The organism is Deinococcus radiophilus (genome assembly GCF_020889625.1).
Classification (GTDB): domain Bacteria; phylum Deinococcota; class Deinococci; order Deinococcales; family Deinococcaceae; genus Deinococcus; species Deinococcus radiophilus.
This window is the reverse complement of the sequence record NZ_CP086380.1, coordinates 440,059-463,350: the sequence shown is the minus strand read 5'-3', so window position 1 is coordinate 463,350 and position 23,292 is coordinate 440,059. Positions and strand designations below refer to the sequence as shown.

Annotated in this window: 20 protein-coding genes and 1 pseudogene; 12 read left to right on the top strand and 9 right to left on the bottom strand. The window is 62.5% G+C overall.

The window, feature by feature from the left end; translation table 11 throughout:
* The first annotated feature begins 11 nt into the window (after nt 1–11).
* Both LMT64_RS02465 and mqnB read left to right on the top strand, forming a co-directional pair.
* On the top strand, nt 12–2,966 hold the full coding sequence (locus tag LMT64_RS02465) for a transglutaminaseTgpA domain-containing protein (protein ID WP_126351293.1): 2,955 nt from the start codon (nt 12–14) through the stop codon (nt 2,964–2,966).
* Complete coding sequence (gene mqnB, locus LMT64_RS02460; RefSeq protein WP_126351294.1) at nt 2,963–3,634, top strand: futalosine hydrolase; 672 nt, start codon at nt 2,963–2,965, stop codon at nt 3,632–3,634. Before LMT64_RS02465 ends, mqnB begins: the two co-directional genes overlap by 4 nt.
* Before the next feature lie 58 nt (nt 3,635–3,692).
* Here mqnB and LMT64_RS02455 read toward each other — a convergent pair whose 3' ends face one another.
* Nucleotides 3,693–4,133 carry a uracil-DNA glycosylase gene (locus tag LMT64_RS02455; protein ID WP_126351295.1) on the bottom strand — a complete coding sequence of 147 codons (441 nt, stop codon included), beginning with the start codon at nt 4,131–4,133 and terminating at the stop codon, nt 3,693–3,695.
* A gap of 65 nt (nt 4,134–4,198) precedes the next feature.
* Nucleotides 4,199–4,333, bottom strand: a complete 135-nt coding sequence (locus LMT64_RS14165; protein WP_267869771.1) for a hypothetical protein — start codon at nt 4,331–4,333, stop codon at nt 4,199–4,201.
* 174 nt (nt 4,334–4,507) lie between these two features.
* Between LMT64_RS14165 and tdh the strand changes: the two genes are divergently transcribed.
* Both tdh and LMT64_RS02445 read left to right on the top strand, forming a co-directional pair.
* Nucleotides 4,508–5,533 carry an L-threonine 3-dehydrogenase gene (gene tdh, locus LMT64_RS02450; RefSeq protein WP_126351404.1) on the top strand — a complete coding sequence of 342 codons (1,026 nt, stop codon included), beginning with the start codon at nt 4,508–4,510 and terminating at the stop codon, nt 5,531–5,533.
* A gap of 78 nt (nt 5,534–5,611) precedes the next feature.
* Nucleotides 5,612–5,986, top strand: a complete 375-nt coding sequence (locus tag LMT64_RS02445) for a hypothetical protein (RefSeq protein WP_126351296.1) — start codon at nt 5,612–5,614, stop codon at nt 5,984–5,986.
* On the opposite strand, the gene LMT64_RS02440 is transcribed toward LMT64_RS02445, so the two are convergent.
* Nucleotides 5,983–6,387 (bottom strand): RidA family protein, encoded by a 405-nt coding sequence (locus LMT64_RS02440; RefSeq protein ID WP_126351297.1) that lies wholly within the window; start codon nt 6,385–6,387, stop codon nt 5,983–5,985. The two genes, LMT64_RS02445 and LMT64_RS02440, sit on opposite strands and share 4 nt — an antisense overlap.
* A 264-nt stretch (nt 6,388–6,651) precedes the next feature.
* Here LMT64_RS02440 and trpS point away from each other — a divergent pair, with 264 nt between their 5' ends.
* The 5 genes from trpS to LMT64_RS02415 all read left to right on the top strand — a co-directional run bounded on the left by trpS (nt 6,652) and on the right by LMT64_RS02415 (nt 13,187).
* Nucleotides 6,652–7,689 carry a tryptophan--tRNA ligase gene (gene trpS, locus LMT64_RS02435; RefSeq protein ID WP_126351298.1) on the top strand — a complete coding sequence of 346 codons (1,038 nt, stop codon included), beginning with the start codon at nt 6,652–6,654 and terminating at the stop codon, nt 7,687–7,689.
* 177 nt (nt 7,690–7,866) lie between these two features.
* Nucleotides 7,867–9,015 carry a molecular chaperone DnaJ gene (gene dnaJ, locus LMT64_RS02430; RefSeq protein ID WP_229253316.1) on the top strand — a complete coding sequence of 383 codons (1,149 nt, stop codon included), beginning with the start codon at nt 7,867–7,869 and terminating at the stop codon, nt 9,013–9,015.
* 290 nt (nt 9,016–9,305) lie between these two features.
* A complete protein-coding gene (locus LMT64_RS02425) occupies nt 9,306–10,946 on the top strand; it encodes an acyl-CoA synthetase (protein WP_229253315.1) in 1,641 nt (546 codons plus the stop codon).
* A gap of 98 nt (nt 10,947–11,044) precedes the next feature.
* Entirely contained in the window at nt 11,045–12,715 is a 1,671-nt protein-coding gene (locus LMT64_RS02420; protein WP_229253314.1) for a M20/M25/M40 family metallo-hydrolase, read from the top strand.
* Between the two features lie 82 nt (nt 12,716–12,797).
* Nucleotides 12,798–13,187, top strand: a complete 390-nt coding sequence (locus LMT64_RS02415; RefSeq protein WP_126351302.1) for a hypothetical protein — start codon at nt 12,798–12,800, stop codon at nt 13,185–13,187.
* A gap of 161 nt (nt 13,188–13,348) precedes the next feature.
* On the opposite strand, the gene LMT64_RS02410 is transcribed toward LMT64_RS02415, so the two are convergent.
* Nucleotides 13,349–13,660 carry a non-heme iron oxygenase ferredoxin subunit gene (locus LMT64_RS02410; RefSeq protein ID WP_126351303.1) on the bottom strand — a complete coding sequence of 104 codons (312 nt, stop codon included), beginning with the start codon at nt 13,658–13,660 and terminating at the stop codon, nt 13,349–13,351.
* A gap of 143 nt (nt 13,661–13,803) precedes the next feature.
* Here LMT64_RS02410 and LMT64_RS02405 point away from each other — a divergent pair, with 143 nt between their 5' ends.
* Both LMT64_RS02405 and LMT64_RS02400 read left to right on the top strand, forming a co-directional pair.
* Nucleotides 13,804–15,855, top strand: coding sequence for a zinc metalloprotease (locus tag LMT64_RS02405; protein WP_126351304.1), 2,052 nt, complete (start codon nt 13,804–13,806; stop codon nt 15,853–15,855).
* A gap of 103 nt (nt 15,856–15,958) precedes the next feature.
* Entirely contained in the window at nt 15,959–16,561 is a 603-nt protein-coding gene (locus tag LMT64_RS02400) for a hypothetical protein (RefSeq protein ID WP_126351305.1), read from the top strand.
* 68 nt (nt 16,562–16,629) lie between these two features.
* Here the strand turns inward: LMT64_RS02400 and LMT64_RS02395 are convergent, their stop codons facing one another.
* Complete coding sequence (locus tag LMT64_RS02395) at nt 16,630–17,622, bottom strand: ribose-phosphate diphosphokinase (RefSeq protein ID WP_126351306.1); 993 nt, start codon at nt 17,620–17,622, stop codon at nt 16,630–16,632.
* A 289-nt stretch (nt 17,623–17,911) separates the two neighbouring features.
* On the opposite strand from LMT64_RS02395, the pseudogene LMT64_RS02390 reads away from it, so the two are divergent.
* A pseudogene (locus LMT64_RS02390) lies at nt 17,912–18,300 on the top strand (IS4 family transposase); the annotation flags it as partial.
* 763 nt (nt 18,301–19,063) lie between these two features.
* Here the strand turns inward: LMT64_RS02390 and LMT64_RS02385 are convergent.
* From LMT64_RS02385 to speA, 4 genes are all read right to left on the bottom strand, one after another.
* Nucleotides 19,064–19,510, bottom strand: coding sequence for a hypothetical protein (locus LMT64_RS02385; protein ID WP_126351307.1), 447 nt, complete (start codon nt 19,508–19,510; stop codon nt 19,064–19,066).
* A gap of 95 nt (nt 19,511–19,605) precedes the next feature.
* Entirely contained in the window at nt 19,606–20,505 is a 900-nt protein-coding gene (locus LMT64_RS02380) for a hypothetical protein (RefSeq protein ID WP_126351308.1), read from the bottom strand.
* 26 nt (nt 20,506–20,531) lie between these two features.
* Complete coding sequence (locus tag LMT64_RS02375) at nt 20,532–20,945, bottom strand: VOC family protein (RefSeq protein WP_126351309.1); 414 nt, start codon at nt 20,943–20,945, stop codon at nt 20,532–20,534.
* 139 nt (nt 20,946–21,084) lie between these two features.
* On the bottom strand, nt 21,085–23,172 hold the full coding sequence (speA, locus tag LMT64_RS02370) for a biosynthetic arginine decarboxylase (RefSeq protein WP_229253312.1): 2,088 nt from the start codon (nt 23,170–23,172) through the stop codon (nt 21,085–21,087).
* Nucleotides 23,173–23,292: the final 120 nt, after the last annotated feature.

The window sequence follows — 23,292 nt, the reverse complement described above, 5'->3', positions numbered from 1 at the left end:
GGCTTGCTGAAATGACCACCTCTGCCCCCCTGAATGCTCCCAGACTTCTCCGCCTGATCCGCACGCTGGATACGTCGGCCGGGCAGCTGCGCCCCACCCGCACTGGACTGGGCTTCTTGCTGGCGGTGCTGATCAGCTTGGTGGGCTGCGTGAACTACGACCTCAGCCTGGGCTACGCGCTGACTTTTCTGCTGGCCGGGGTCTGGGTGACCAGCGCCGCTTACGCCGCCCGGCAGGCGCGGGAGGTGGAGGCGCAGCTGGCCGCACCCGCCCACGGCACCGTGGGCGAAACTGCGCCCTACCAGATCGCGGTGCGCCGCCAGGGGGCGGGACTGCCTTTCCGCGCCGAAGTGACTGGACAGGGCGGAGGGCGAGTATGGACCGTGCCTGCCCAGACCGAACTGGACACGGTGACCCTGGACCTGCCGCTGACCGCCCGCGGCGAACATCACCCTAGAGTCACCCTTAGCCTGCACGATCCGCTGGGATTGTGGCGGGTGATCCGGCCCCTGCACCCACGTCGGCCGCTGCTGGTCTGGCCCCGCCCGGAGGCCCATCCCCCAGCCCCGCCGCAGGAAGCGCAGCTGGGCGCAGACAGTGGCACGGGCAGGCGGGTGCGTGGCGACGCCGAATTCAGCGGTCTGCGGCCCTACCAGGCCGGTGACACCCCCCGGCGTATCTCGTGGCGGCACTCGGCAGGGCGTGAGGGGCAACCAGGCGGAGGTCTGCTGGTGCGCGAGAGTGACGCGCCTGCTGCCTTGGCCTCGGCACTACGCTGGGACAGTCTCAGCGGCGACGCCGAAGCCCGCGCTTCCCGGCTGGCCGGCTGGGTTCAGCAGCTCAGTGCGGCGGGGCAGCCGTTTTCCTTGACGCTTCCCAGTGAGGAATTGCCGCTGGGGCAGGGCGAGTCCCACCGCCAGTGGGCGCTGACCGCACTGGCCCGTGTCGTACCTCAGCCTGCCGCGCTGCCACAAACGCCTACCCGCCAGTCATTGACCGTCTGGCAGGCGCAGCTGCTCCCGCACGCCTGGTCCTGGACGCTGGCCGCCGTGGTCTGGGTCCTGCTGCCCAGCGTGACCCGCACCCCGGTGTGGGCCACGCTGCTCACCGCCGGACTGCTGGGGTACAGCTACTGGCGCGCCGCGCACCCGACACCGCCCATCTCCCCCACTCTGCTGGTCAATGGCCTGGCACTGCTGGCGGTGGCCGCGATTGCCGGGCTGTATCTGACCTACGGCACCCTGATTGGGCTGGAGGCAGGTAGCAGCCTGCTTACCTTGCTGCTGGGACTCAAGGTTGCCGAAAGTCGCAGCGCCCGTGACGGCATTCTGGTTGTTCTGCTGGGATTTTTTATCACCCTGACCCATTTCCTGCACTCCATGTCGCCCGCCCAAGCAGGGCATGCACTGATCAGTACGGTGCTGCTGCTCGGGGCGTTGCACCTCTGGTCATTGCCCAGCCGGACCGAAAGTGCGCCCAGCACGCCCCAGCAAGCTACGCCCCCAGCCTGGCGGGTGGGCCTCTCGCTGGCGGCTCTCTCGTTGCCGCTGATGCTGGCACTCTTTCTGTTTTTCCCACGCCCAGAGGAGCCGCTGTGGCAACTGCAACAGCAGGGCGGGGCCCAGACAGGGTTGGGGAGCTCGGTCCGCGCCGGAGATGTCAGCGAACTGGCTCAGAACACCGACGTGGCCCTGCGCGCCACCTTCCAGGACACGCCGCCCCCCCAAAGCGAACTCTACTGGCGTGGCCCGGTCTACGAGGCCTTTGATGGGCTGGAATGGAATGTGGTCCGCGCCGATGTGCCGCTCCCCCGCGTGGAAGTGACCGGCCCCAGCCGCCGCTACTCACTGCTGCAAGAGCCGAATGGTCAGCCCTGGGTGCTGGCGCTGGAAACGGTACAAACCCCGCCCGAAGGCACCTTTGTCACTTCGGCGCTGGGAGTGGTCACACGTCCCAGTGGCCGCGCCACACGCTACACCCTGACCAGTGCGCCCTCCCGCGTGGGGATAGACGAACGTCAGGAGCGCCTGGACTTTAATCTGAATCTGCCCGCCCAGGGCGGCAGCCCCCGCGCCCGCGCCCTGGCTGAAGGCTGGCGCACCCTGGCCCCAGAGCAGCGGGTGCAGGCGGCCCTGGAGTTATTTGCCAGCGGCGGATTCAGCTATACCCTCTCTCCTCCCAGGCTGCCCGAGCAAGACCGCACCGACGCCTTTTTATTCAGCGCCCAGGCCGGGTTTTGCGAGCACTATGCCAGCGCTTTCGGCTTTCTGATGCGGGCCGCCGGGGTGCCCACCCGTTTGGTCGGCGGATATCAGGGCGGCGAAATGGCAGCGGGCAGTCAGACAGTCACGGTGCGCCAGTCCTTCGCGCACGTCTGGAACGAAGTCTGGCTGGAAGGTCAGGGCTGGGTGCGGGTAGACCCCACCGCTGCGGTGGCCCCGGCCCGGACCCAGACCGACCCACAAACTGCCCTCCGCAACCCCAACGCCACCGCCTCCGCACCGCGCCAGGGGCTCTGGGCAAGGCTGACTGGGGCCTATGATGACGCCCAGCTCCAGTGGTATGACCTGGTGGTGAACTTCGACGATCAGACACAGGCAGGTGCGCTGGGCGGGCTGGGCTTTGGCGAGGTGGGGGGCAGCCGCTACTGGGTGGCTTTTGGTGGACTGGGCCTACTGGCGCTGCTGCCGATGCTCTGGGCCTGGCAGCGCCGCAGCCGTCCCAGTGAACCTGCCGCCCGCGCCCTGGATGACCTGACTCGCTGCTTGGGTCTGCCGCGTGGCCTGGGTGAACCGGCTGGAACTTACACCGAACGGGCCGCGCAGGACCATCCACACCTGCGCTCTGAGCTGCGCGAATTTGCGCGGCTGTACGGAGAGCAGCGCTATGGCCCACAGCCCGACCCGGCCCGCCTGCGCCAGATGCAGGACTTGGTGCGCAGTTTGCGGCCTGGGAGGCGTGAATGAGTGCTGCGCTGCTCCATCCGCAGGACGTGCTCCTGGTGGTCGCCACTCCTGGTGAAGCCGAGGTGTTCGCTGACCTGGGCTGCCAGATGACGGTCAGCGGTGTGGGCGCGGTAGCCGCCGCACTGTCAACGGCTCAGGCGTGTACAACACACCGCCCCCGTTTGGTGGTCAGTACTGGCATCGCCGGGGCTTTTGCCCCATCTGGCCTGCAGCCCGGCGACCTGGCCGTGTCCAGCGCCATGATTCAAGCTGACTATGGCGCTGAATTGGGGGACGACTTTCTGGACCTGGCCGCCCTGGGCCTGCGGGTGAGCGAGTGGGACGGTGCGGCCGACTTCGGCATCTTCGCGGCAGCCCCCGGCTATGCCGAACTGGCCCATACACTGGGGGCCACTTGCGGACCAATGCTTACGCTGAACACGGTCACTGGCACCGCTCAACGCGCCGACGCGTTGCTTCGCCGCTTCCCAGATGCCCTGACCGAAGGCATGGAAGGGGCCGGAGTCGCCCACGCCGCCGCCCTGGCCGGAATCCCAGCACTGGAAATGCGCGGGATCAGCAACCTGGTGGGGCCACGTGACCGGGACAGTTGGCGCATCCCACAGGCACTGGCTGCGGCTCGGCGTGGGGTAGCAGGTTTACTGACCTCTCCCTGGCTGGCCCACTGAACCAGAAAAAGGCGTCCGGAATCTTCTCCGAACACCTCGCAGTTACGACCAACGGCGATCAGTTGTTCAGGTTCAGATTCTGCGCGGCGGCTTTGGTGGGATCGGGAAAGTCGATTTTTACATGCACGGTGGTGCCAGGCTGGGTTTTGGCATCAATGTTGATCCACTGACTGGCCAGCAGGGGCGGTGAAGGCTCAGTATCAATGGCACGCAGCATCACACGGCCCTGAGCGGGGATCATCATGCACCAGCCGTCTTTGTTGGCGCCAAAAGCACGGACAGGCAGCACACTTTGCAGGGTGATATCGCTGCCCGTTGCCCAGTATTCAATCAGGATGCAGGCATGGTTGCGGCTCAGGTCACTCTGGTCCAGGTCCAACTGAATCTCGATGGCGTCGGGCGTTCCTTCAATCAGGTTCATCCAGCCTGGGACCACGAAGCGGCCGCTCTGGCTGCTTTTGTATTGTTGCTGGGCGCTGGGGTTGGTGGGATTGGTCATGCCTTCAGGGTAACGCAAGCAGCATTGATACGGGCTTTACAGCTTGTTTAGCGCCTCCACGCGGCTTACACGTCGAAGGCGTTCAGCAGCGCTTTGACAGCCACATAGCCCACACCGAACAGCAGCAGCGGCATCAGGTCCAGCACCACTTCGGCTTCCTTGCTGGGATCTTGGGGGTCACGTTGTTGGAACTTGATCATGTCTCCAGCTTAACGCCGCCGTACGCAGAGCGGGCCTAACCGACCTTGACCCAAGGTTCAGTCTAGGGAGGCCAGCCGCCTTACACTTGGGACATGACGCAAGGCCCGACCTCCGCCCCTGATACAACTCCCGAGTCCTACCATGACCGCCTGCCGGCCGAGTACCCCGCCCAGATGAAAGCCCTGGCCAAGAGCGAGGCGCGTGAAGGCATCTGGATGGTGGACGCGCCCACGCCAGAGCTGGGGCACAATGACCTTTTGATCAAAATCCGCCGCTCCAGCATCTGTGGCACTGACGTTCACATCTACAAATGGGACGAGTGGGCCCAGCACACCATTCCGGTGCCGATGGTCGTCGGCCACGAGTACATGGGCACCGTGGTCGGCATGGGCAGCGAGGTGCAGGGCTTCAAGATCGGGGACCGCGTGAGTGGCGAGGGCCACATCACTTGCGGCCACTGCCGCAATTGCCGCGCCGGACGGCGCCACCTCTGCCGCAACACCAAGGGTGTAGGCGTCAACCGTCCGGGCTCATTTGCCGAGTATCTGGTGATTCCCGCCTTCAACGCCTTTAAACTGCCGGACGAGATCAGCGACGACATCGCCAGTATCTTCGACCCATTCGGCAACGCCGTGCATACTGCGCTGCAATTCGATCTGGTCGGTGAGGACGTGCTGATTACCGGAGCTGGCCCGATCGGCGTGATGGCCGCTAAGATTGCCCGGCATGTGGGCGCACGCAACGTGGTCGTCACCGACATCAACGACTACCGCCTGGAACTGGCCGCCAAGATGGGAGCCACCCGCACGGTCAATGTGGCCAAGGAAGACCTTTGGACTGCCGCACAGGAACTGGGCATGACCGAGGGCTTCGATGTGGGCCTGGAAATGAGCGGCTCCGGTCCAGCGTTCGCGCAAATGGTGGAAGTGATGAACAATGGCGGAAAAATCGCCCTGCTGGGCATTCCCAGCGGTGAAGTAAAGATCAACTGGAACGACGTGATTTTCAGGATGCTGACCATCAAAGGCATCTATGGGCGAGAGATGTTCGAAACCTGGTACAAGATGGCCGCGCTGGTGCAATCCGGTCTGGACCTGTCCCCGGTGATCACCCACCGCTTCTCCATTGACGACTACCAAAAAGGCTTCGACGCGATGCTGAGTGGACAAAGTGGCAAAGTGATTCTGGAGTGGGACTGAACAGGGAGATGATGGAGAGGTAATGGTGGATGGCCGTGCGGGCGGCCCACACCCGCCGCCCTCAGCGTAAGGAGCCCCATGAACCAGCCCCAGTGGTTAGAAGCCATCAGCCAGCGCCTGAGCGACTTTTTCCCCGGCGTCAGCTGCCAGACTGATCCGGGAGCGGGGCGCATCATGTTGAACGCCGAAGGGCGGCACGTGTCCCAGCTGAATGTGGCCGAGCTGTTGGGGCCAGCGCCGGACGCAGAAGCAACCGGTTTCATCCTGTATCACGCCCTTAGCACCGTGCAGGACGACCTGCTGATGTTCTGGGGTCGCTGGGAAGCGCTGGAGCTGGCAGCGCGGGTAGAGGCCATCAAGCTGGCGACACCTAAGGTCTGGCACGGCAGCGACCGCTGGCACTGGGGCTACCGTCTGCCGGGGGGTGAGGTGCTGGAGCTGGAGCCGGTCTAGTCTGCCACCACCGCTACCGCTTCCAGCTCCAGCAGCAGGTCGTCCTGCACCAGCCCTGCCACCTGCACCGCGCTCATGGCGGGCAGCTGCTCAGGATGAATAAATTCCCCGCGCACCTGACGGAACGCGGCGAGGTCGGTACGGTCGGTAAAGAAGAGGGTCAGCTTGACCACGTCGCCAAAATCCGCACCCACAGCGGCCAGGGCTGCTTCCAGATTGCGAAACACCTGCCGGGCCTGGGCCATGAAATCTCCCTCACCCACCAGCGAACCGTCTGGGGCCAGCGCGATTTGACCGGAAATGTAAATGGTGCGTCCCCCCTGCACCTCAGCAACGTGGTGATAAGCGCTGACCGGGTGCAGGCCTGGCGGGTTCAGGCGGCGAAGTCTAGAGGTAGACATGGGGCAGTTTAGCGGTGCGCCACCTATTCCTAACCACGGTGTGCGGTAGATACCTCAACCTACCCGTCAGCTCCTTGCTTCGTTCGCTGGCAGCGATTCTGCTATCCTCGGCCACATGAACGCTCCTGCCCTGAGCTGCTGGTGGCCCTGATTCCAGGGCGCATTCACGCTGCACACGGCTGATCCTTAGCCCAACTGCGCCCAAGCCCTTCCCGGCTGGGCGTTTTTTCTTGCCTGCTCCTCTACTCCAAAGGAATTCTGACCATGACCGAAACTTCTCCTGCCCCTTCCACCGCCCGCAAACGTATCCTGACCGGCGACCGTCCCACCGGGCCACTGCACATCGGCCACTATGTGGGGTCGCTCAAGAACCGGGTCAAGCTGCAACGCGACTACGACACTTTCATCCTGCTGGCTGATGTGCAGGCCATGACCGACAACTTCGAGGACCCGCAAAAGGTCCGGGACAACGTGATGCAGGTGGCGCTGGACTACCTGGCGGTGGGCCTGGACCCACAGCACGCCACCTTCGTCATTCAGAGTATGGTCCCCGAAATCGCCGAGCTGACGGTGTTTTACCTGAACCTGGTCACCGTGTCGCACCTGCGCCAAAACCCCACCGTCAAGACCGAAATCGCCCAGAAAGGCTACGGCGAAAGCGTACCTGCCGGGTTTTTCGTGTATCCGGTGTCGCAGGCCGCCGACATTACGGCCTTTGGGGCACACCTGGTTCCCGTAGGTGCCGATCAACTGCCCATGATTGAGCAGACCCGCGAGATCGTGCGGCGCTTCAATGCCCTCTACGCCCCTGTGCTGGTCGAGCCGCAGGCCATGATTCCGCAGGGTGTGGTGGCGCGCTTGCCCGGCATTGACGGCCAGGCCAAGATGAGCAAATCGCTGGGGAATGCCATCTATCTAGGCGACAGCGCCGACGACCTGCAAAAGAAGGTGCGGGCCATGTACACCGACCCCGGCCACCTGCGCGTCGAGGACCCCGGCCAGGTAGAGGGTAACACGGTGTTCACCTATCTGGACGCTTTTGACCCGGACACCGAGCATGTGGCCGAGCTGAAAGCCCACTACCAGCGCGGCGGCCTGGGCGACGTGAAGGTCAAGAAATACCTGCTGGAAGTTTTGGACGCCGAACTGTCCCCCATCCGCGAGCGCCGCGCCGAGCTGAGCCAGAACATGGACGAGGTAGAACGCATCGTGCAGGCCGGAACCGAGAAGGGCCGTGAAGCCGCCGCCCAGACGATGGACGCAGCCAGGAAAGCGATGCGCCTGGATTACTTCGGGGAATAACGGGAAAGGCAGACTTGCCGGGCAGGGCCAGCAACTTCGCTTGCCTGCCCTCTGCCTCTTTCAGCCACATTACTTGAGTCTGCTTGTGTTAACCTTGGCGAAGCTGGCCGCCAGAGCGTGGCCGTAAGCAGCCCTTCCGGGCGCTGCCAGAGAAGATCACCAGCGAGGACAATCACTGTGGACTATTACGAACTACTCGGCGTGGCGAAAGGTGCCAGCGCCAGTGAAATCAAGAGCGCTTACCGTAAACTGGCCCTGAAATATCACCCTGACCGCAACAAGGAGGAGGGCGCTTCCGAGAAGTTCGCTCAGATCAGCGAAGCTTACGCGGTTCTCAGCGACGACGACAAGCGGGCACACTATGACCGCTTCGGATCTGCGCCGAGCGCGGGCGGCTTTCCAGGCGGCGACCCCTTTGGCGGCATGGGGGGAATGGGTGGCATGGGTGGAGCCGGCTTCGACCCGATGGACCTGTTCGAGCAGCTGTTCGGCGGCATGGCCGGGGGCATGGGGGGCCGCCGTGGCCCACCCCGCGGCGAGGACATCGAAACCGATGCCCAGGTCAGCTTGCTGCAGGCCCGCGCCGGCGAGGACATCCAGATTACGGTGGCCCGTCTGACTGACTGCCAACACTGCGGCGGCACCAAGTCTGAACCCGGCGGCAAACCGCCCGAAACCTGCGCCACCTGTCAGGGACGCGGGGCGGTGCGTGGACAGGCCCGCACCATCTTCGGCGTGGTGGAAACGCAGCAGGTCTGCCCCACCTGCCGCGGCGAAGGCAAGCAGATCGTGGACCCCTGCACCGTCTGTCATGGACGCGGCCACACCCTCAAGGACGAAGAAGTCACGGTCAAGTTGCCCAAAGGCATCGACGAGGGCTACCGGATCCGGGTGGCTGGCAAGGGCCACCAGGGCCCCGGCGGTGCGGGCGACCTGTACGTACACATTGAGATGGAACCGCACGAGTACCTGCGCCGTGAGGAAGAACACCTGATCTACACGGCGCCGATTGGCTACGCTCACGCGGTCCTGGGCCATGAGGTGGATGTACCGACCCTGGACGGCGTGCAGAAGATAGAAGTCAAACCCGGCACCCAGCACGGCGATACCCACCGTATTCGTGGCGCAGGGATGCCCCGACTGCAGGGCTCCGGCAGCGGCGACCTGATCGTGGCCTACGACGTGGTGGTGCCCAGGCCTCCACAGCTCTCTCCTGAAGCCCGTGAGGCGCTGGAAGCCTACGCCCGCGCCGTCGGAGACGACGTACCACACAAGAGCGGTGAAGGGTTCTTCGGACGCATCGGCAAACTGTTCGGCCGCGACTGAGCCATCCGTCCTCCCTGAATATTGCCCCCGGCCTGAGCGCTGGGGGCATGTTTGTTCTACAAAGCACAGCTAGGCCTCATTTTTATGTAAGTCTTGCGAATACTGCCGCCAGTCCCAAGCTATCCATGTAACCCTTGCAGGCCTCGGAAACCTGTTTTATGCTCTCGGAGTCTAAAATTTGTTTACGTGTCTGTCTGTCCTCAGTTTCACACCAGAGACTCGGTTGCATATCCATACAGAACCAGTATGTTCGGCTCCCCAACCCATTGGCCCGATCAGGAGGCCCATCCATGACGACTTACCACTCCCCCACCGATCCGTCCCAAGCGTTGAAGCAAGTTCAGAACTGGTTGGAGCAGTACGGGGGCACTGAAGTAGATGTAGCTGAGCTGCTGTGTGACCGCTGGGCCAGAGAGCCGGGCCGCAAGGCGCTGAACTACGAGAATGGCTTTGGCTATCACGAGGGCCTCAGCTATCGGGATCTGGAGGAAAGATCGCGGCGGTTCGCAGCGGCCCTCCGTCAGATGGGCGTGGGACAGGGCGACCGGGTAGCGATTCTCCTGCCCAAGCGCCCGGCCCTGCTGATTGCAGCCATTGCGCTGTGGCGGCTGGGAGCGGTCTATGTGCCTCTCTTTACCGCCTTCGGTCCTGACGCCGTGCGTGTGCGGATTGAAGACGCCCGCGCCAGAATCGTGATTACCGACGCCGCCAACGATCCTAAGCTGGCGGGGATTGGTGGCATCCATGTGATCCGGGTCGAATCCGACAGCGATGAGGAAGAATTGGGACCAGATCAAGGCTTTCATGCGAGCATTGCCGCCCATGATCCGCTGACTGAAAATGTCCGGATCAGCGGCGAAGACCTGATGATCTTGCTGTACACCTCAGGCACGACCGGACAGCCGAAGGGGGTGCCGATCCGCGTGAAGGCCCTGGCGGCCTTCGAGGCCTATATGCGCTTCGCACTGGACGTGCGGGACGACGACGTGTTCTGGAACATGGCCGACCCCGGCTGGGCTTACGGGCTGTATTACGGCATTGTGGGACCGCTGCTGCTGGGCAAGACACTGCTGTTCTACCGCGCACCGTTCCAGGCCGAAAAAGCTCTGGACGTGATGCGCCGTTATGGCGTCACCAACTTTGCTGCTGCGCCGACTGCTTATCGGGTGATGCGCTCAGCAGGGCTGCCCAGGCCCGAGTGCCTGCAGTTGCGGGTCGCCTCTAGCGCAGGCGAACCGCTAAACCCTGAACTGTTCCGCTGGGCGAAGGAATTTCTGGACGTACCGCTGTTTGACCACTGGGGCCAGACCGAGCTGGGCATGGCCATCGTGAACCATCACGCAGACGGCCTGCGCCGAGAGGTGAAACCCGGCAGTATGGGGCAAACCATGCCCGGCTTCCGCGCCGCCGTGCTGGACGAGCAGGGCCGGGAGGTCAGCCCCGGTGTGGAGGGTGAACTGGCGCTGGTGCTGGCAGATTCGCCGCTGTGTATCTTCAGCGAGTATTACCAGGCGCCGGACCGCACGCTGGAACGTATTGACGAGCAGGGGCAGTATTACCGCACCGGCGATACCGCCAGCTATGACGAGGACGGCTATTACTTCTTCTCCGGGCGTGGGGACGACATTATTCTCAGCGCGGGCTACCGCATCGGCCCCTTTGAGGTGGAGAGTGCGCTGGTCTCACACCCCGACGTGGCCGAAGCGGCCGTGGTCGGCAAACCCGACGAGCTGCGCGGCGAACTGGTCAAGGCTTATGTGGTTCTCAAGGACGGCAAGAGCGGAAACGACGACCTCGCCGACGAACTGAGCAGCTATGTCAAGACCAAACTGGCGGCCCACGCCTATCCCCGTGAGATCGTTTTTATGGAGGCTCTGCCCAAGACCCCCAGCGGCAAGGTGCAACGCTTTTTGCTGCGGGCGGAGAGCTGATCCAGGAGTTCTTGCCAGACTCCGGATAGCTTCTAGCGGCGCAGGTCAGCAGCTCATCTTCCTAGCAGTTGCCCCAACCTCACCACCAGAGTGACAGAATGCCTGCTGTGACTATGCACCCATCCGCATCCGAGCCTGCTGCGCCGCAGGACTGGTCTTCCCGCACCCTGGCATGGCTGGACCAACTGGTCAGCTGGCCGTCCGAAGGCGGCACCGCAGGCGAGCAGGCTTTTGCTGGGCAATTGGCCGACGAACTGGCCCAGTTGCCGTATTTCCAGGAGCATCCTGAACAGTTGTGGCGTCAAACAGCCTGGCCGGACGGTCCCGAAAACCTGTTTGCGCTGGTTCGCGGTTCAGGCCGTCAGACCGCTGTACTCAGCGGTCACTTTGACACGGTGACGACCCGCAATTACGGCTCCCACGCCCCCCTGGCCTGCTCGCCTCTGCGCCTGCGTGACGCGCTGATCCACGACCTCCAGCAGCGCGGTGACCTGAGTGGCAGTCCCAGCCTGCAACTGGCGCTGGAAGACTTGCAGAGCGGTGACTTTCTTCCAGGGCGCGGTGCACTGGACATGAAGGCGGGGCTGGCCGCTGGCTTAGCTGTACTGGAAGCCTGGATCGCCACTCCACCAGAAGAGCGCCCCGGCAATCTGCTGCTGACCTTTTCGCCGGATGAAGAAGACAGTTCGCGTGGGGCACGGGCCGCCCGCAGTGAGCTGTACCAAGCGGCGCAGCGTTGGGACTTGGAGCTGACCGCTGGCATCAACCTGGACGCCACCAGCGATCAGGGCGACGGCTCAGCGGGCCGCGCCGTTTACCTGGGCACGGTAGGCAAGCTGCTACCGGTGGTCTGCTTTGTGGGGCGTGACACCCACGCTGGCTTTCCCTTTGAAGGCGTCAGCGCCCACGCCATGAATGCCGAGTTGCTGCGCCGCCTGGAGCTGAATCCCCAGCACGCCGACAGCGGCCACGGCGAGACGGCTCCGCCCCCGATATGTCTGGAGTCGAGGGACTTTCGCGGCGGCTATGACGTAACCACCCCGCAGCGCGTCTGGAGCGCCTACAACGTCCTGAGCCATACCCGCACGCCGCCGGAGGTGCTGGAACTGATCTGCGCCGAGGCCCAGGCCGCGATGCAGGAAGTGCTGGCCCGCCACCGTGCCTTTGCCCAGGCAGCTGGCCAGACCCTCTCAGAAGCCGCCCCCATCACCCTGTCCCTGGGCGAACTCCGCGCCGAAGTGCTGGGCACCTCAGAGCGGCAGCAGGAATACGCCAAGTTCCTGGACGAGCTAGAGCAGGAAACCAATCCCCTGCTGGCCAGTGCCCGTGCCATGCACTGGCTGCTGGACCGTAGCGACCGCAGAGGCCCGCTGGCGGTGGTGGGCTTTGGGAGCCTGCATTACCCCGCCTCACACGTCAGTGAACATGGGAATGCTGGAAAGGCACTGCAGCAGGCCATCCAGCAGGTCGCGGAGCGGCACGGGCTGACGGTCCGGCAGTATTTCGCGGGCATCTCCGATATGAGCTTTATCGGACAACCAGTCAGCCAGAGTGGTGAGAATGCAGTCACACAACATCTGGCTGCACCCACCTCCATGTTCTGCGACCAGCCGGGCGGCCCCATGCCCGTCTTTCCCACCGTAAATCTGGAGCACTGGGGGCGTGACTACCATCAGTGGTTGGAGCGTGTACATCTGCCCTACGCCTCGCAAGGTCTGCCTGCCGCAGTATGGGACCTGGCCTGGACAGTGCTTCATCCTGACGCTTGAGGCGCTATGAATGAGAACTCATCTGCCCTGATCTAGAGCTGCATTTCAGCTTACTCACTCGTCCGCAACCCACACTGCTCACATGAAACGACTGACTTTGCTGTTCCTTAGCTTGGGCCTGATGGCCTGTGCTCCGCAGGAATCTACAACCACCACGGCGGAGACGGCACCGACCACGACGACCACCGCGCCAGCCACCACCGACACAACGACCACCACGGCGACAGCCTCAACTAACGACTGGGAAGAAGATGCTCTGACCTGGGACTCAGCCGGCCAATCCTTCACCTTCGAAGATGACGGTCAGACCTATACGGTCGTGACCACCACCCAAACCACCTACGATGACAACGGCACGGCGATGGACGCCGGAACCTTCTTCGGAACGGACCGCACTGGAGAAGATATTGAGGTTGCAGGGGAACTGTCTGGCACGACCATCACGGCCACCCGTCTTTCCCGGGACGACTAAGCCGTCAAACCATAAGAAGCAAGGCACTGCGTTCGTACAGTGCCTTGCTTTTATATTGCAAGCGACCACGCAGTTGGCCTAAATACACTGTCGGTTTGTATATTTTTACACACAGCGCCCTAAGGCCAACCGCAGAAGACGAGTCGGCAGGGGGTGGCAAATCAGTCCAGCTCGGCAACGAAGACCTGCCCACCGTCCACCTCGGTGTGGAAGATACGCACGGGCTTCACTGCGGGTAACGCTTTGGCCTTGCCAGTCGCCAGTTCGAACTTGCCACCGTGCTTGGTACAAGTGATCTTGCCATCCGACACTTCGCCGCCCAGCAAAGGGACATCCTTGTGGGTGCAGAGGTTCCGTAGGGCGTAAAATTCGCCCTCATAGCGCATCACCACGACACTCTGGCCGTCTACTTCCACTTCGCGCTGCTCTCTTTCATTCCAACCGTCCACCGTTCCGACACATACTCGGCTCATGCGGGGCAGTGTAGCGTGCCGGGCCGCGCTAAGCTGTATACCCCATAGCTTGCCACTCTCATCTTTGCCATTCGGGCATCAGAGGAGTATCATCCTAGGCACCACACACAGATTATTTATTCAAAGTGGTCCCGGAGGTATACATGAAACGACGCGCACTCCTGCTGACGACCCTAAGTCTCTCCATGCTGGCCGCCTGTGGCGGAAGTCGTTCTCCCAGCCCAACCCCCACGCCAGAACCGACTCCCCCAGCGGACTACTCGGGGCTGAAGCACATCGTGCCCGGCCAGGACACCAAGATTGAGACGGATCTGAAAATCAACGTGGTGTTTGTAGGTTATGAACAGACACCTACCGGACAGGTTGCCCGCGCCCGCGACATCAATTTGGGCGATTTTGAAAACACCCTACCCAAGACATACGACACCATTGCCCGGATTCCCAGCGCCTATGGCCGTGATGAATTCACCGGCAACAAGTTCAATTACAACTACAACTATGTTTTCGCAGACAGCAAATTCGAGGATGATTTCTTTAAGTACCTGAGCGATATCGGCCGGGAAGAGAAGCTGACCTACTACCAGAAGTACTACAACTGCCAGGGCCTGAACGAGGAGACGGAGGAGCCAGACTGCACCACTCCCTCGCCTTACATCAGCCAGGAAATCACGGAAAACCTCACTATCGACGCACCCTCTACCGAGAATTGGCTGGCCAACAATGCGGGCCGCCTGGGTATCGCCAAGAGCGAGTACACCGTCTTCCTGGTGAACTGGTACGGACGCCCTGACTTCCGTTTCCACTCTTATGTCAAGCAATCCGAAGCAGAAACCGACACTGGCTTTGAGTTCGGCAAGCGTGACAGCCGCCGTCTCATCGCTTGGGGCGGCGGCTATCAGAACAAGGCCGAGCCACAGCGCCTATGGTTCTACGACCTGTCGGCCAACCCCGATCCCTGGACCAACTCTTATGATGTGGTGAACCCCGACGTTGACGGGGATGGCCGCGCCGACGTGCGCCACCCGCCCATCTGGGAATACGGCACCCGCCGCAACAACCTCGGCTTCGGGCGCTTCGTCAGCCCCGATCTGGCCAACACCGTGCGCTATACCGCCATCAACCTGCTGTTTACTCCCAGCCCCATTTACCGTGCCGAGCTGACCCCACCGGAAATGCCGGACGAGATTGAGCTGCGCCTGAATGTGGATTCTGGAGCCGAGGCCGCCGCTGTCGAAAGGGTACTCAAGCCAGCGCTGGTACAGAACCGCGTCGCGGTGCTGAATCCTTTCGCCAAATTCAGCACCGTGGTTGACCGTGAAACCCTACAAGGTGATCTGCGAGACGTCTACGACTGCTTCTTTGTGATTGACGCCGAGGACATCTGCTCGCCGGAATTCGGTGACACCACCGGGGAGCCGCTGTTCCGCTACAACCTGCAAGACCTCCGCGAAGATGCCGCCAATGCTCCCGACAACAAATATGTGCTGCCCAGCTACCTCTTCAACGATGACGCAGACCCCACCGGCGGCCTGCTGGGCATCGCCTATGACGATAGTGAAACCGGCACTCAGAGCTTCGTCTATTCCTTTACGTCACCTAACCTGGCCGGTCTGTATGGCCTGACCGACACCACGGTGCACGAGATCGGTCACCACATGAGCCTTTCGCACCCCCACGACGGCTACGACAGTGAGCGTGACCTGTCCTACGGTGCTTCCGGACCCTTCCTGTATGTCAACAGCGGTGACCAGAGCGCCAGCATCATGTCCTACATTGACCTGACCTTCACCTTCGGGCAGTTCAACCTGGACAGCCAGTACCGCTACCTGACGGCTGCTTACCTGAACAACACCGGGGCCATTTTGGACATCGCCCGCTACGAGGGCAAAATGCCGAAAGTGGCACCCACGGCGATCAAGGCAGATGACCTCTTTGCCCAGGCCAAAGCGGAGTACGCCAAAATGAACTACTTCCAGGCCGCCAAACTGGGCGACCAAGCCTACCGGATGGTGCTGAACGAAGTGCAAGCCAACGGTGTCGAGATCGAGGGCTATAAATGGTACGAAAACCTCGAAGGCCTGTCGGTCAACGGCAAAGCTGAACCCCGCGTCGTGAATAACCACCTGCCCTATCAGGGCGCCGTGATCTTCCCGGAAGAAACACCCTTCCAGCGTGCCTTGCGCCTGAGCCGCTAAGCCTGATTGAACCTTCTCAACCCCCGCCCAGTGTTAAAGACCTGGGTGGGGGTTGAACTTTGCGGGTCAGCGCAGGGTCATTGAGGTGCCGTAGAGTGACACCATGAACTCTCTGCTTATCGGCCTGGCCCTGACAGGACTAACCAGTCACGGTTCGGCGCTAGAACATCCCACCGACCCTGCACCGGGGCGCATGATTGGCGGACCCCTGATTGCCCCTGCCAGCGATCCTATGCCACCCGCCAGAGAGCGGGCGACCACCTTACGCGATCCCCTAGAAACCGTGCTGACGGTGCAATTACTGGCTGGGCTGACCGAGCAAGAGAAAATCCACTGGACTGCCCAGCAGCGCTGTGTCCTGCGTCCACTGCTGCGCCCACTGCTGGAGAGCAAGGCGGTCAGCGGCGCAGAATGGAACCACATCCAGACTGAGCTGCTTAGTCTCCTGAGCACGGACCAGCGCGGTCAACTGGAGCAGGCCCGCGCCGAGGCGGACACCAGAGCCGAGCATATCCTCAGTGTCAGCCGCCTGGCGAGCGTGGACGGACCGCCCATCATCTGGCAGTGGCGCTACGCCTTTGCCCTTGACCGTGGTGTAGCTTTGCTGGGCGAACTCAAAAAAGAACCTGAGACCAACCCTTACCTGCTGTCGCCGTACCGTGAACAGGTGAACATCCTGCTGGGTGAGCAGTCTACCGAGCAGTAAAAACAGGGCCCATCCTTTTACCCATAACCATAGGGGTGTAAGGATGGGCCGCAGCTCTCTTAGGGTTATCAGTTAAACAGGGTGCTGACGCTCTCGCCGGTGTGGATGTTGCGAATGGCGTTGGCAAAGTGAGGAGCCACGTCCAGCACGGCCAGTTTGCCGTCTGCTTGCGCGATTTTCTCCTCAGACACCAGCACAGTGTTGGTGCTGGCCACCTGGGTCACTCCCAGAGCGGCAATCCGCTCAATGGCGGGGCCGGTGTACACCCCGTGAGTCACACCCACGTAAACATCCCGTGCCCCCATCTTGCGGGCGATGTCCACGGTTTCGATCAGGCTGCCTGCGGTGCTGATCTCGTCGTCCACGATAAACACGGTCTTGCCTTCCACATCACCGATCATGGCTCGGGGGCTGACTTCGGTGTCGCTGATGCGCTGTTTGTCCACCATCGCCAGGCCAGCGTCTAGACGGTGCGCGATCCCCGCGGCCCGCTTGATGCTGCCCGCGTCGGGAGCCAGGACCACGCCCTGGCTGGCGTCGTCCACGCAGGACCGGAAGTGCTGAGCCAGCACCGAATCTGCCGAAAGGTGATCCACCGGAACCTTGAAAAAGCCGTGGACCTGCGGCGCATGCAGCGTCATGGTCAGGACACGGTCGGCCCCAGCCTCTTGGAGCAGGTCCGCCACCAACCGTCCAGCGATGGAAATACGTGGGCTGTCCTTCTTGTCACTGCGGGCGTAGGAATAGTACGGAATCACGGCCGTCACGCGCCCCGCGCTGGCACTCTTGGCCGCATCAATCATCATCAGCAGTTCCATGATGGAATCGCTCACCGGCGTGGAGAAGGTCTGCACGATAAAAATATCGCCTTCACGCAGCGACTCCTCGTAGCGCACGATCAGGTTATCGTTGGTGAACTTTTCAGTGCTGCTTTTGCCCAGTGGAATGCCCAGATTGTCGCAGATGGACTGCGCCAGAGGACGGTTACTCTGGCCGGAAAACACCAGCAGGGGCGAGCGGCGGTTGTCCACAATAGGGGTTTGCTTGGCAGTATCGGTCACGGGGAACCTCCGTAAAAAGGGCAAAGGGGGCCAGAAAAAGACGGGCAGACAGCGAAAGGCAAGTTCCGGAGATCAAACGCGGAGGAACTGCGACAAACAGCAGTCTGTCTGGTCAACGCGGAGCGCGGATAGCTACCGCTCCCAGTAAGACACGGGGGACCTGGACCAAACAAGCTGTCTGAATAGACTCCGGGAGAGCCTGGATTCGGCCACAGCCTAGTACCTGACAGGTTGAAGGAAACGTTGTCTGGATCGCAGAAAAATATGAAGCAGGGCGGCTTATGGAGGTGTGAAACCGAACCAAGCCGCCCTGACGAATGTTGCACTTCGTGCCTACCTGAAAGAGCGTCTCCCACACCACCGCATGGACCGTCTGCGCTGCGTTGCAGAGTCCTGTTCGGCATTTACAGGCAGGTCCACCCTCCACCGCAAGATCGCGCTCCATATTGCCGTGCTGCGCGCCCGTCCATCACGCGTATGGTGGCTCGTGTGCTGCATGGTGCTGGTCTGCCCAGCAGGCATCCAAGATGTCCTGCTTCCACTGCTGCCTGAGGGAAAACTGCCCTGATCATGGCCGCACCAACTGGAAGCTCGGCCGTCTCCCTCAACCTGCTGGTCATCGGCGTGGTGTGGGCACGTTCTCTTCCACTTGCTTGGAAAGAACTGAAGCACGGCGGGCAGTGAATCCAGGGCACGTATGTGCTGGTCGGTCAGCTGCTGAACACCTACCCGCCGCAGGTGGGTCCTGTCGCGGATAGGGGTTTCTCGGTCGAGTGGTTCACGTTTTGCGGCGCAGCGGGATCAAAAGATGCATTCGTATTCGGGCCAATCCGTGGTAGACGGTGAATATGCTCGTGCTGTTTCGCGTCCTGGGCCGGGTCAAATACGTGCCCTGTTTGCAAGGTCTGGGTTCAGGGCGGCTGGTGCGAGTAGTCGCGCGCTCTCCCCAGAGGGAGAGCGGGTCATCTCGCTTCAGCTTTCCGTCTGGGCCGCTCACCATCTATAGGAGCGCTGGGCCATAGAGCCCCTTCTCAGCCATGAATCCAGAGGGTTGAATCTGGAGCAAACCCACATGACCAACCCGGAGCGTGTAGGAAACCTGTTTGGTCTGCTGCCCTGGCCTTGCCTGGATGCTGCGTGTGGGGAATGGCGAGCGGCAGCAAGGCCCATACGTGTCAAAACATGGTCGCCCTGCGGTCAGCAGGGGGGTATGGGTATGAGGGCTGAGCCGTGCGCTGCGGTGGGGCGGGGGTTCAGGCTCTTCCTGGCCTCTTGGGCTCCATTTCCCGCGCCAGGAGGGGCGAAAGGCAACCTGTCGGTACTGGGGCCACAGCATATCCTACCCACCGCAGATTCAGCCAGGGTGCAGCGCCCCCAAAACTTACCCCGCTGGGCGCATCGCTGTGCCCGGCGGGGTAACAAAGATCATGGGGTGTGCGCCTTATGGACGCGGATCGGTCTCGGACTCGGCCAGATCGTAGTCATCGCTGTGTAGACGCGTTACAGCTGCGCCCTGCGCGTTGGTCGTCAGTTCATTGCCTCCCGCCAGGGCTGCGGCCTCGGGTGAGAAGGCAGCTGTCTGTGGCATCTCACCGTGATCTTCCACATCGCCACTGCCCATCCGCGCCGCCATCTCCTGCACATCACGGGTCGCCAGGTGATCAAACTGTTCCGTCACCTGACCAGGATCGCTGTAGACCACCGGTTCATATTCCACGTCGGAGCCGTCGGTGGGGACATCTGCAGCGCTCAGTACGCGCTCATCGGTGGGCACGGCAGCAGGTACAGCGGCTTGCGTTTGGGTAGAGCGGTTCACGGTCACATCGCCGCCCGCCACTCCATACACCACCGTCGTTGCCTTGCCCTGTTCTCCATTGTCGTTGGTCATACCTCAGTCTAACGTGGCCCCCACGGCCTGCGGTTGAATCTGGGGTTTAGCTCTCCACAATCTGCGGCCACTGGACCACAGAAACACTCGGTCCCTTACTCCCGGTCTTCGATCTCACCTGACTTATGGAGCCGTGAGCGAGAGAACTGGTCTTTTTCAGCTTCCTGACGTTCTGTGGGCTGGCGTGGCCCTGCCGGGAAATCTGCTTCCTGAGCAGCCAACGCCGCTTCAGCGTCTGGCCAGTCGGTCTCACCGTCCCCATCTTCCCACCAGGTCTGACGGCTCCAGGCCTGCGGCTGTGCGCCCGTTGGGGCTGGCGCCGGAGGCTGCACATTGGCCGGTTTCACGGTCACCGTGGTCACCAGATCTGCCGTATGCGGTACCACCGTCACCCAACCCGTAGAGTCAGATGGGGCGGACAAAGGGGGAGTTGCCCGGGTTGTGAGTTCCTCTGGTTCTGCCGACTCCTCCAGTTCAGCCTGAGGGGTCTGGTCGGCCCAGGCCGGACGGTGGCCGGCTCCCTCCAGGCCCGTCTGAGGTACGGGGACACTCCAAAGTGTGTCCGAGGTGGCAGAAGGTGCGGGCGGGGTCAGTGGCGGCTGGATCTCAGACCTCGCAGGCACGGTCATAGGCGCTATCCAGAGGTCTGCATCGGTTACGCTGGCAGCATTTTCCTGCCCGTCGGGTTCGGGTTGTCCGGGAGCAGGGTCGGGGCGGGCCACCCAGGCCCCCAGGGCTCCCAGCGCCAGTCCAACCAGCCAGTATGGCAGCCCCGAAGGCTGCGCCGAGAATGCCCACAGCCACTGAATCAGCGCGGCCACCCAGCCCACCCACAGCAGCGCCCCACCAAAACTGTGGCCTGCCCGGTGAACGCTCCAGCCCAGCAGGAGGGCCAGCAGACCGCAGGCCGCCCACACGAAGCGGACGTCTCCCAGCACCCCCTCCCCCACCCAGGCCAGCAGCAGCGCCAGCAGACTCAGGGCCAGGGCGGCCACTCCCCAGAAGCGGCGTAGCCAGGGACTCAGTGTCCGCTCCCATGCTCGACCAGCTCGATCAATGTTCCCGCGCCCCACTTGGGATGCAAAAAGGCCACCCGGCTTCCGGCGCGGCCATCCTGCGGCGTGTCGTTCAGGAGTGGCGCTCCGCCCGCCCGCATTTCTGCCATCGCCACTTCCAGATCGGCCACGCGGTAGGCCGTGTGGTGCAGGCCGGGTCCCTTTTTCTCAATGAACTTGTGAATGGTGCTGCCTTCGCTGTCGGGTGACAGCAGTTCGATCAGCGTGTCGCCCACCCGAAAGGCCCGAATCCAGGCTCCCTGCACGGGCATATGCTCGTCGGGACCTTCGGGGGTCAGGCCCAGCGCCAGGTAGGGCACACTGCCCTCGTCCAGCGTGCGGGCCGCAATGGCAATGTGGTCCAGCAGTTCCAACTTCATAGGGTCAGTTTAGGGCAGTGGAATGAGGGGACGTCAGCGGGGCAAACGCAGAGGACAGCAAAGCTGAGGCAAACAGGCGCCCGCTGTCTCCCGGCCAGTCAGGCACAGGCAGCAGCGGGCACAGGATCAACCTCAGGCCTCAGCGCACCAAGTAATCACGCTCACCTGCTTGTGCGGTCTTGTCAGCCCCAGCAGTCGCGGCCTCAGTAGCCAGATCATCTGGGGCCGGGGGAATATCCTCGGAAACCCGGACGGTGTTGCCACGTAGTCTTTCCTCCGCACCCTCAATAACATCGGCCCCATCCTCGTATTCCAGGTAGGTGTAACCCAGCAGTTCCTCGCCATAGTCCTCCAGCAACTCGAACTCCTGCACGGGGGTGAGGTGACCAGCCCTCAGCGCCTCGTCCACCTGATCTTCGATGGAGTCGCGCAGCATCACTTCCTCGTAGCCCATCGATTCGATCATGCGCCGTGCCTTCTGGCCGCGCACGAACAGGTCGATGTTGTATTCACCCGCGCCCGTCACCGTGACATGCGCCTCGCTGACCTTGCCGAACAGGTTGTGCGCATTGCCCAGCACATCCTGATAGGCCCCGGCCAAGAACACGCCGAGGTAGTACGGCTGATCGCCCGGCTCGTGAACCGGCAGGGTGGTCTTGACATCGCGCAGGTCGATGAATTTCTCGATCTTGCCGTCGCTGTCGCAGGTGATGTCCACCAACGTGGCCTGACGGGTAGGGCGCTGATTCAGGCGGTCCACCGGCACGATGGGAAACAGCGCGTCAATGGCCCAGTTGTCCGGCAGGCTCTGAAACAGACTGAAGTTACAAATATACTGGTCCGCCAGGATGCTCTGGAGGCCCTCGAACTCGTCAGGGACATACTTTTCACCGCGCACCAGCTTGGCGACCTTTTTCAGGATGGCGTGAAACAGCGCCTCGCCCCGCGCCCGGTCCTCCAGCGATACATAACCCAGGTCAAACAGGTTATGTAGGGTATTTTTGGCGTCTACCGCGTCGTTGTACATCTCACGGTAGTTGCGCAGAGTGAGGTTGTCCAGGAACTCTTTGAGGTCAGTCACGACCTGATGCGAGTCCTCGGCAGGTTCGGGGGCGTCTTCGCGGTCACGGGTCGGCCCGGTCACGTCCACCACCGGCATGACCAGCACGGCGTGGTGCGCGGTCACGGCGCGGCCCGACTCGGTCACGATGGTCGGCTCAGGGGCCTCGCGGGCGCGGCATACTTCCTGCGCGGTGTACACCACGTCGGCGGCGTATTCGGCCAGGGTGTAGTTCATGGAGGCGTAAAAGGTGGTTTTGGACCCGTCGTAGTCCACGGCCAGACCGCCCCCCAGGTTGAGGTATTTCAGCTGCGCCCCGGCCGCAATCAGACCCGCATAGGTCTGGGTGGCCTCGCGCACCGCCACCTTGACCCGGCGAATGTCGGTAATCTGCGAGCCGATGTGGGTGTGCAGCAACACCAGGGTATCCAGCATGTCCTCTTCGCGCAGCCGCTCCACGACGCGCAGCAGCTCGTAGGCGTTCAGCCCGAACTTGGCCTGGTCGCCGCCGGATTCTTCCCACTGCCCCGAGCCGCGCGCGTGCAGCTTGAAGCGCACCCCGAACGCGGGCCGCACGCCCAGCGCCTTGGCCTGCTTGAGGGTCCGGTCCAGCTCGGAGAACTTCTCGATGGTGATGACCACGTTCTTGCCGAGGGTGCGGCCCCACAGCGCCAGCTTGATAAAGCCGTCGTCCTTGAAGCCATTGCAGCTGAGCAGGGCGTCGGGGTGCATCTTTTGGGCCAGGCACAGCGCCAGTTCGGCCTTGGAGCCGGCTTCCAGGCCGTGGGCGTAGTCGTACCCGGCGGCGGCCACCGTCTCCACGACAGCGCGGCGCTGGTTCACCTTGATCGGAAACACGCCCTGATAGCTGCCCTGATAGTCGTACTCGCGGATGGCGGCGCGGAAAGCTTCGTTGAGGTGCTGTACCCGGCCCGCCAAAACCTGCGGAAAGCGCAAGATCAGCGGCAGGCTCTCGCCACGCTCCTCAACCAGCTCGTCAATGATGTCGCGCAGCGGTGCGCTCAGACCCTGGCCAGGAGTCACTTCCATTTTGCCGCTGCCTGAGACGCGGAACCAGCCGCTGCTCCAGCGGTCGACCTGATACAGTTCGTTGGCGTCGCTGACATTGAAGTCACCTGAGGTGAGCAAGCTTGGGGAATGTGTCATGGGGCGTTCCTCCTGAAATGGACTAAGGCCCCGCCGTGCGCGGGGTCCCTGAGTGACAAAGCAGCTGCTCAACCCTACCCACCTGCCTGTCGCCCCCGGACGCCGTGCGAAGACCGCTCT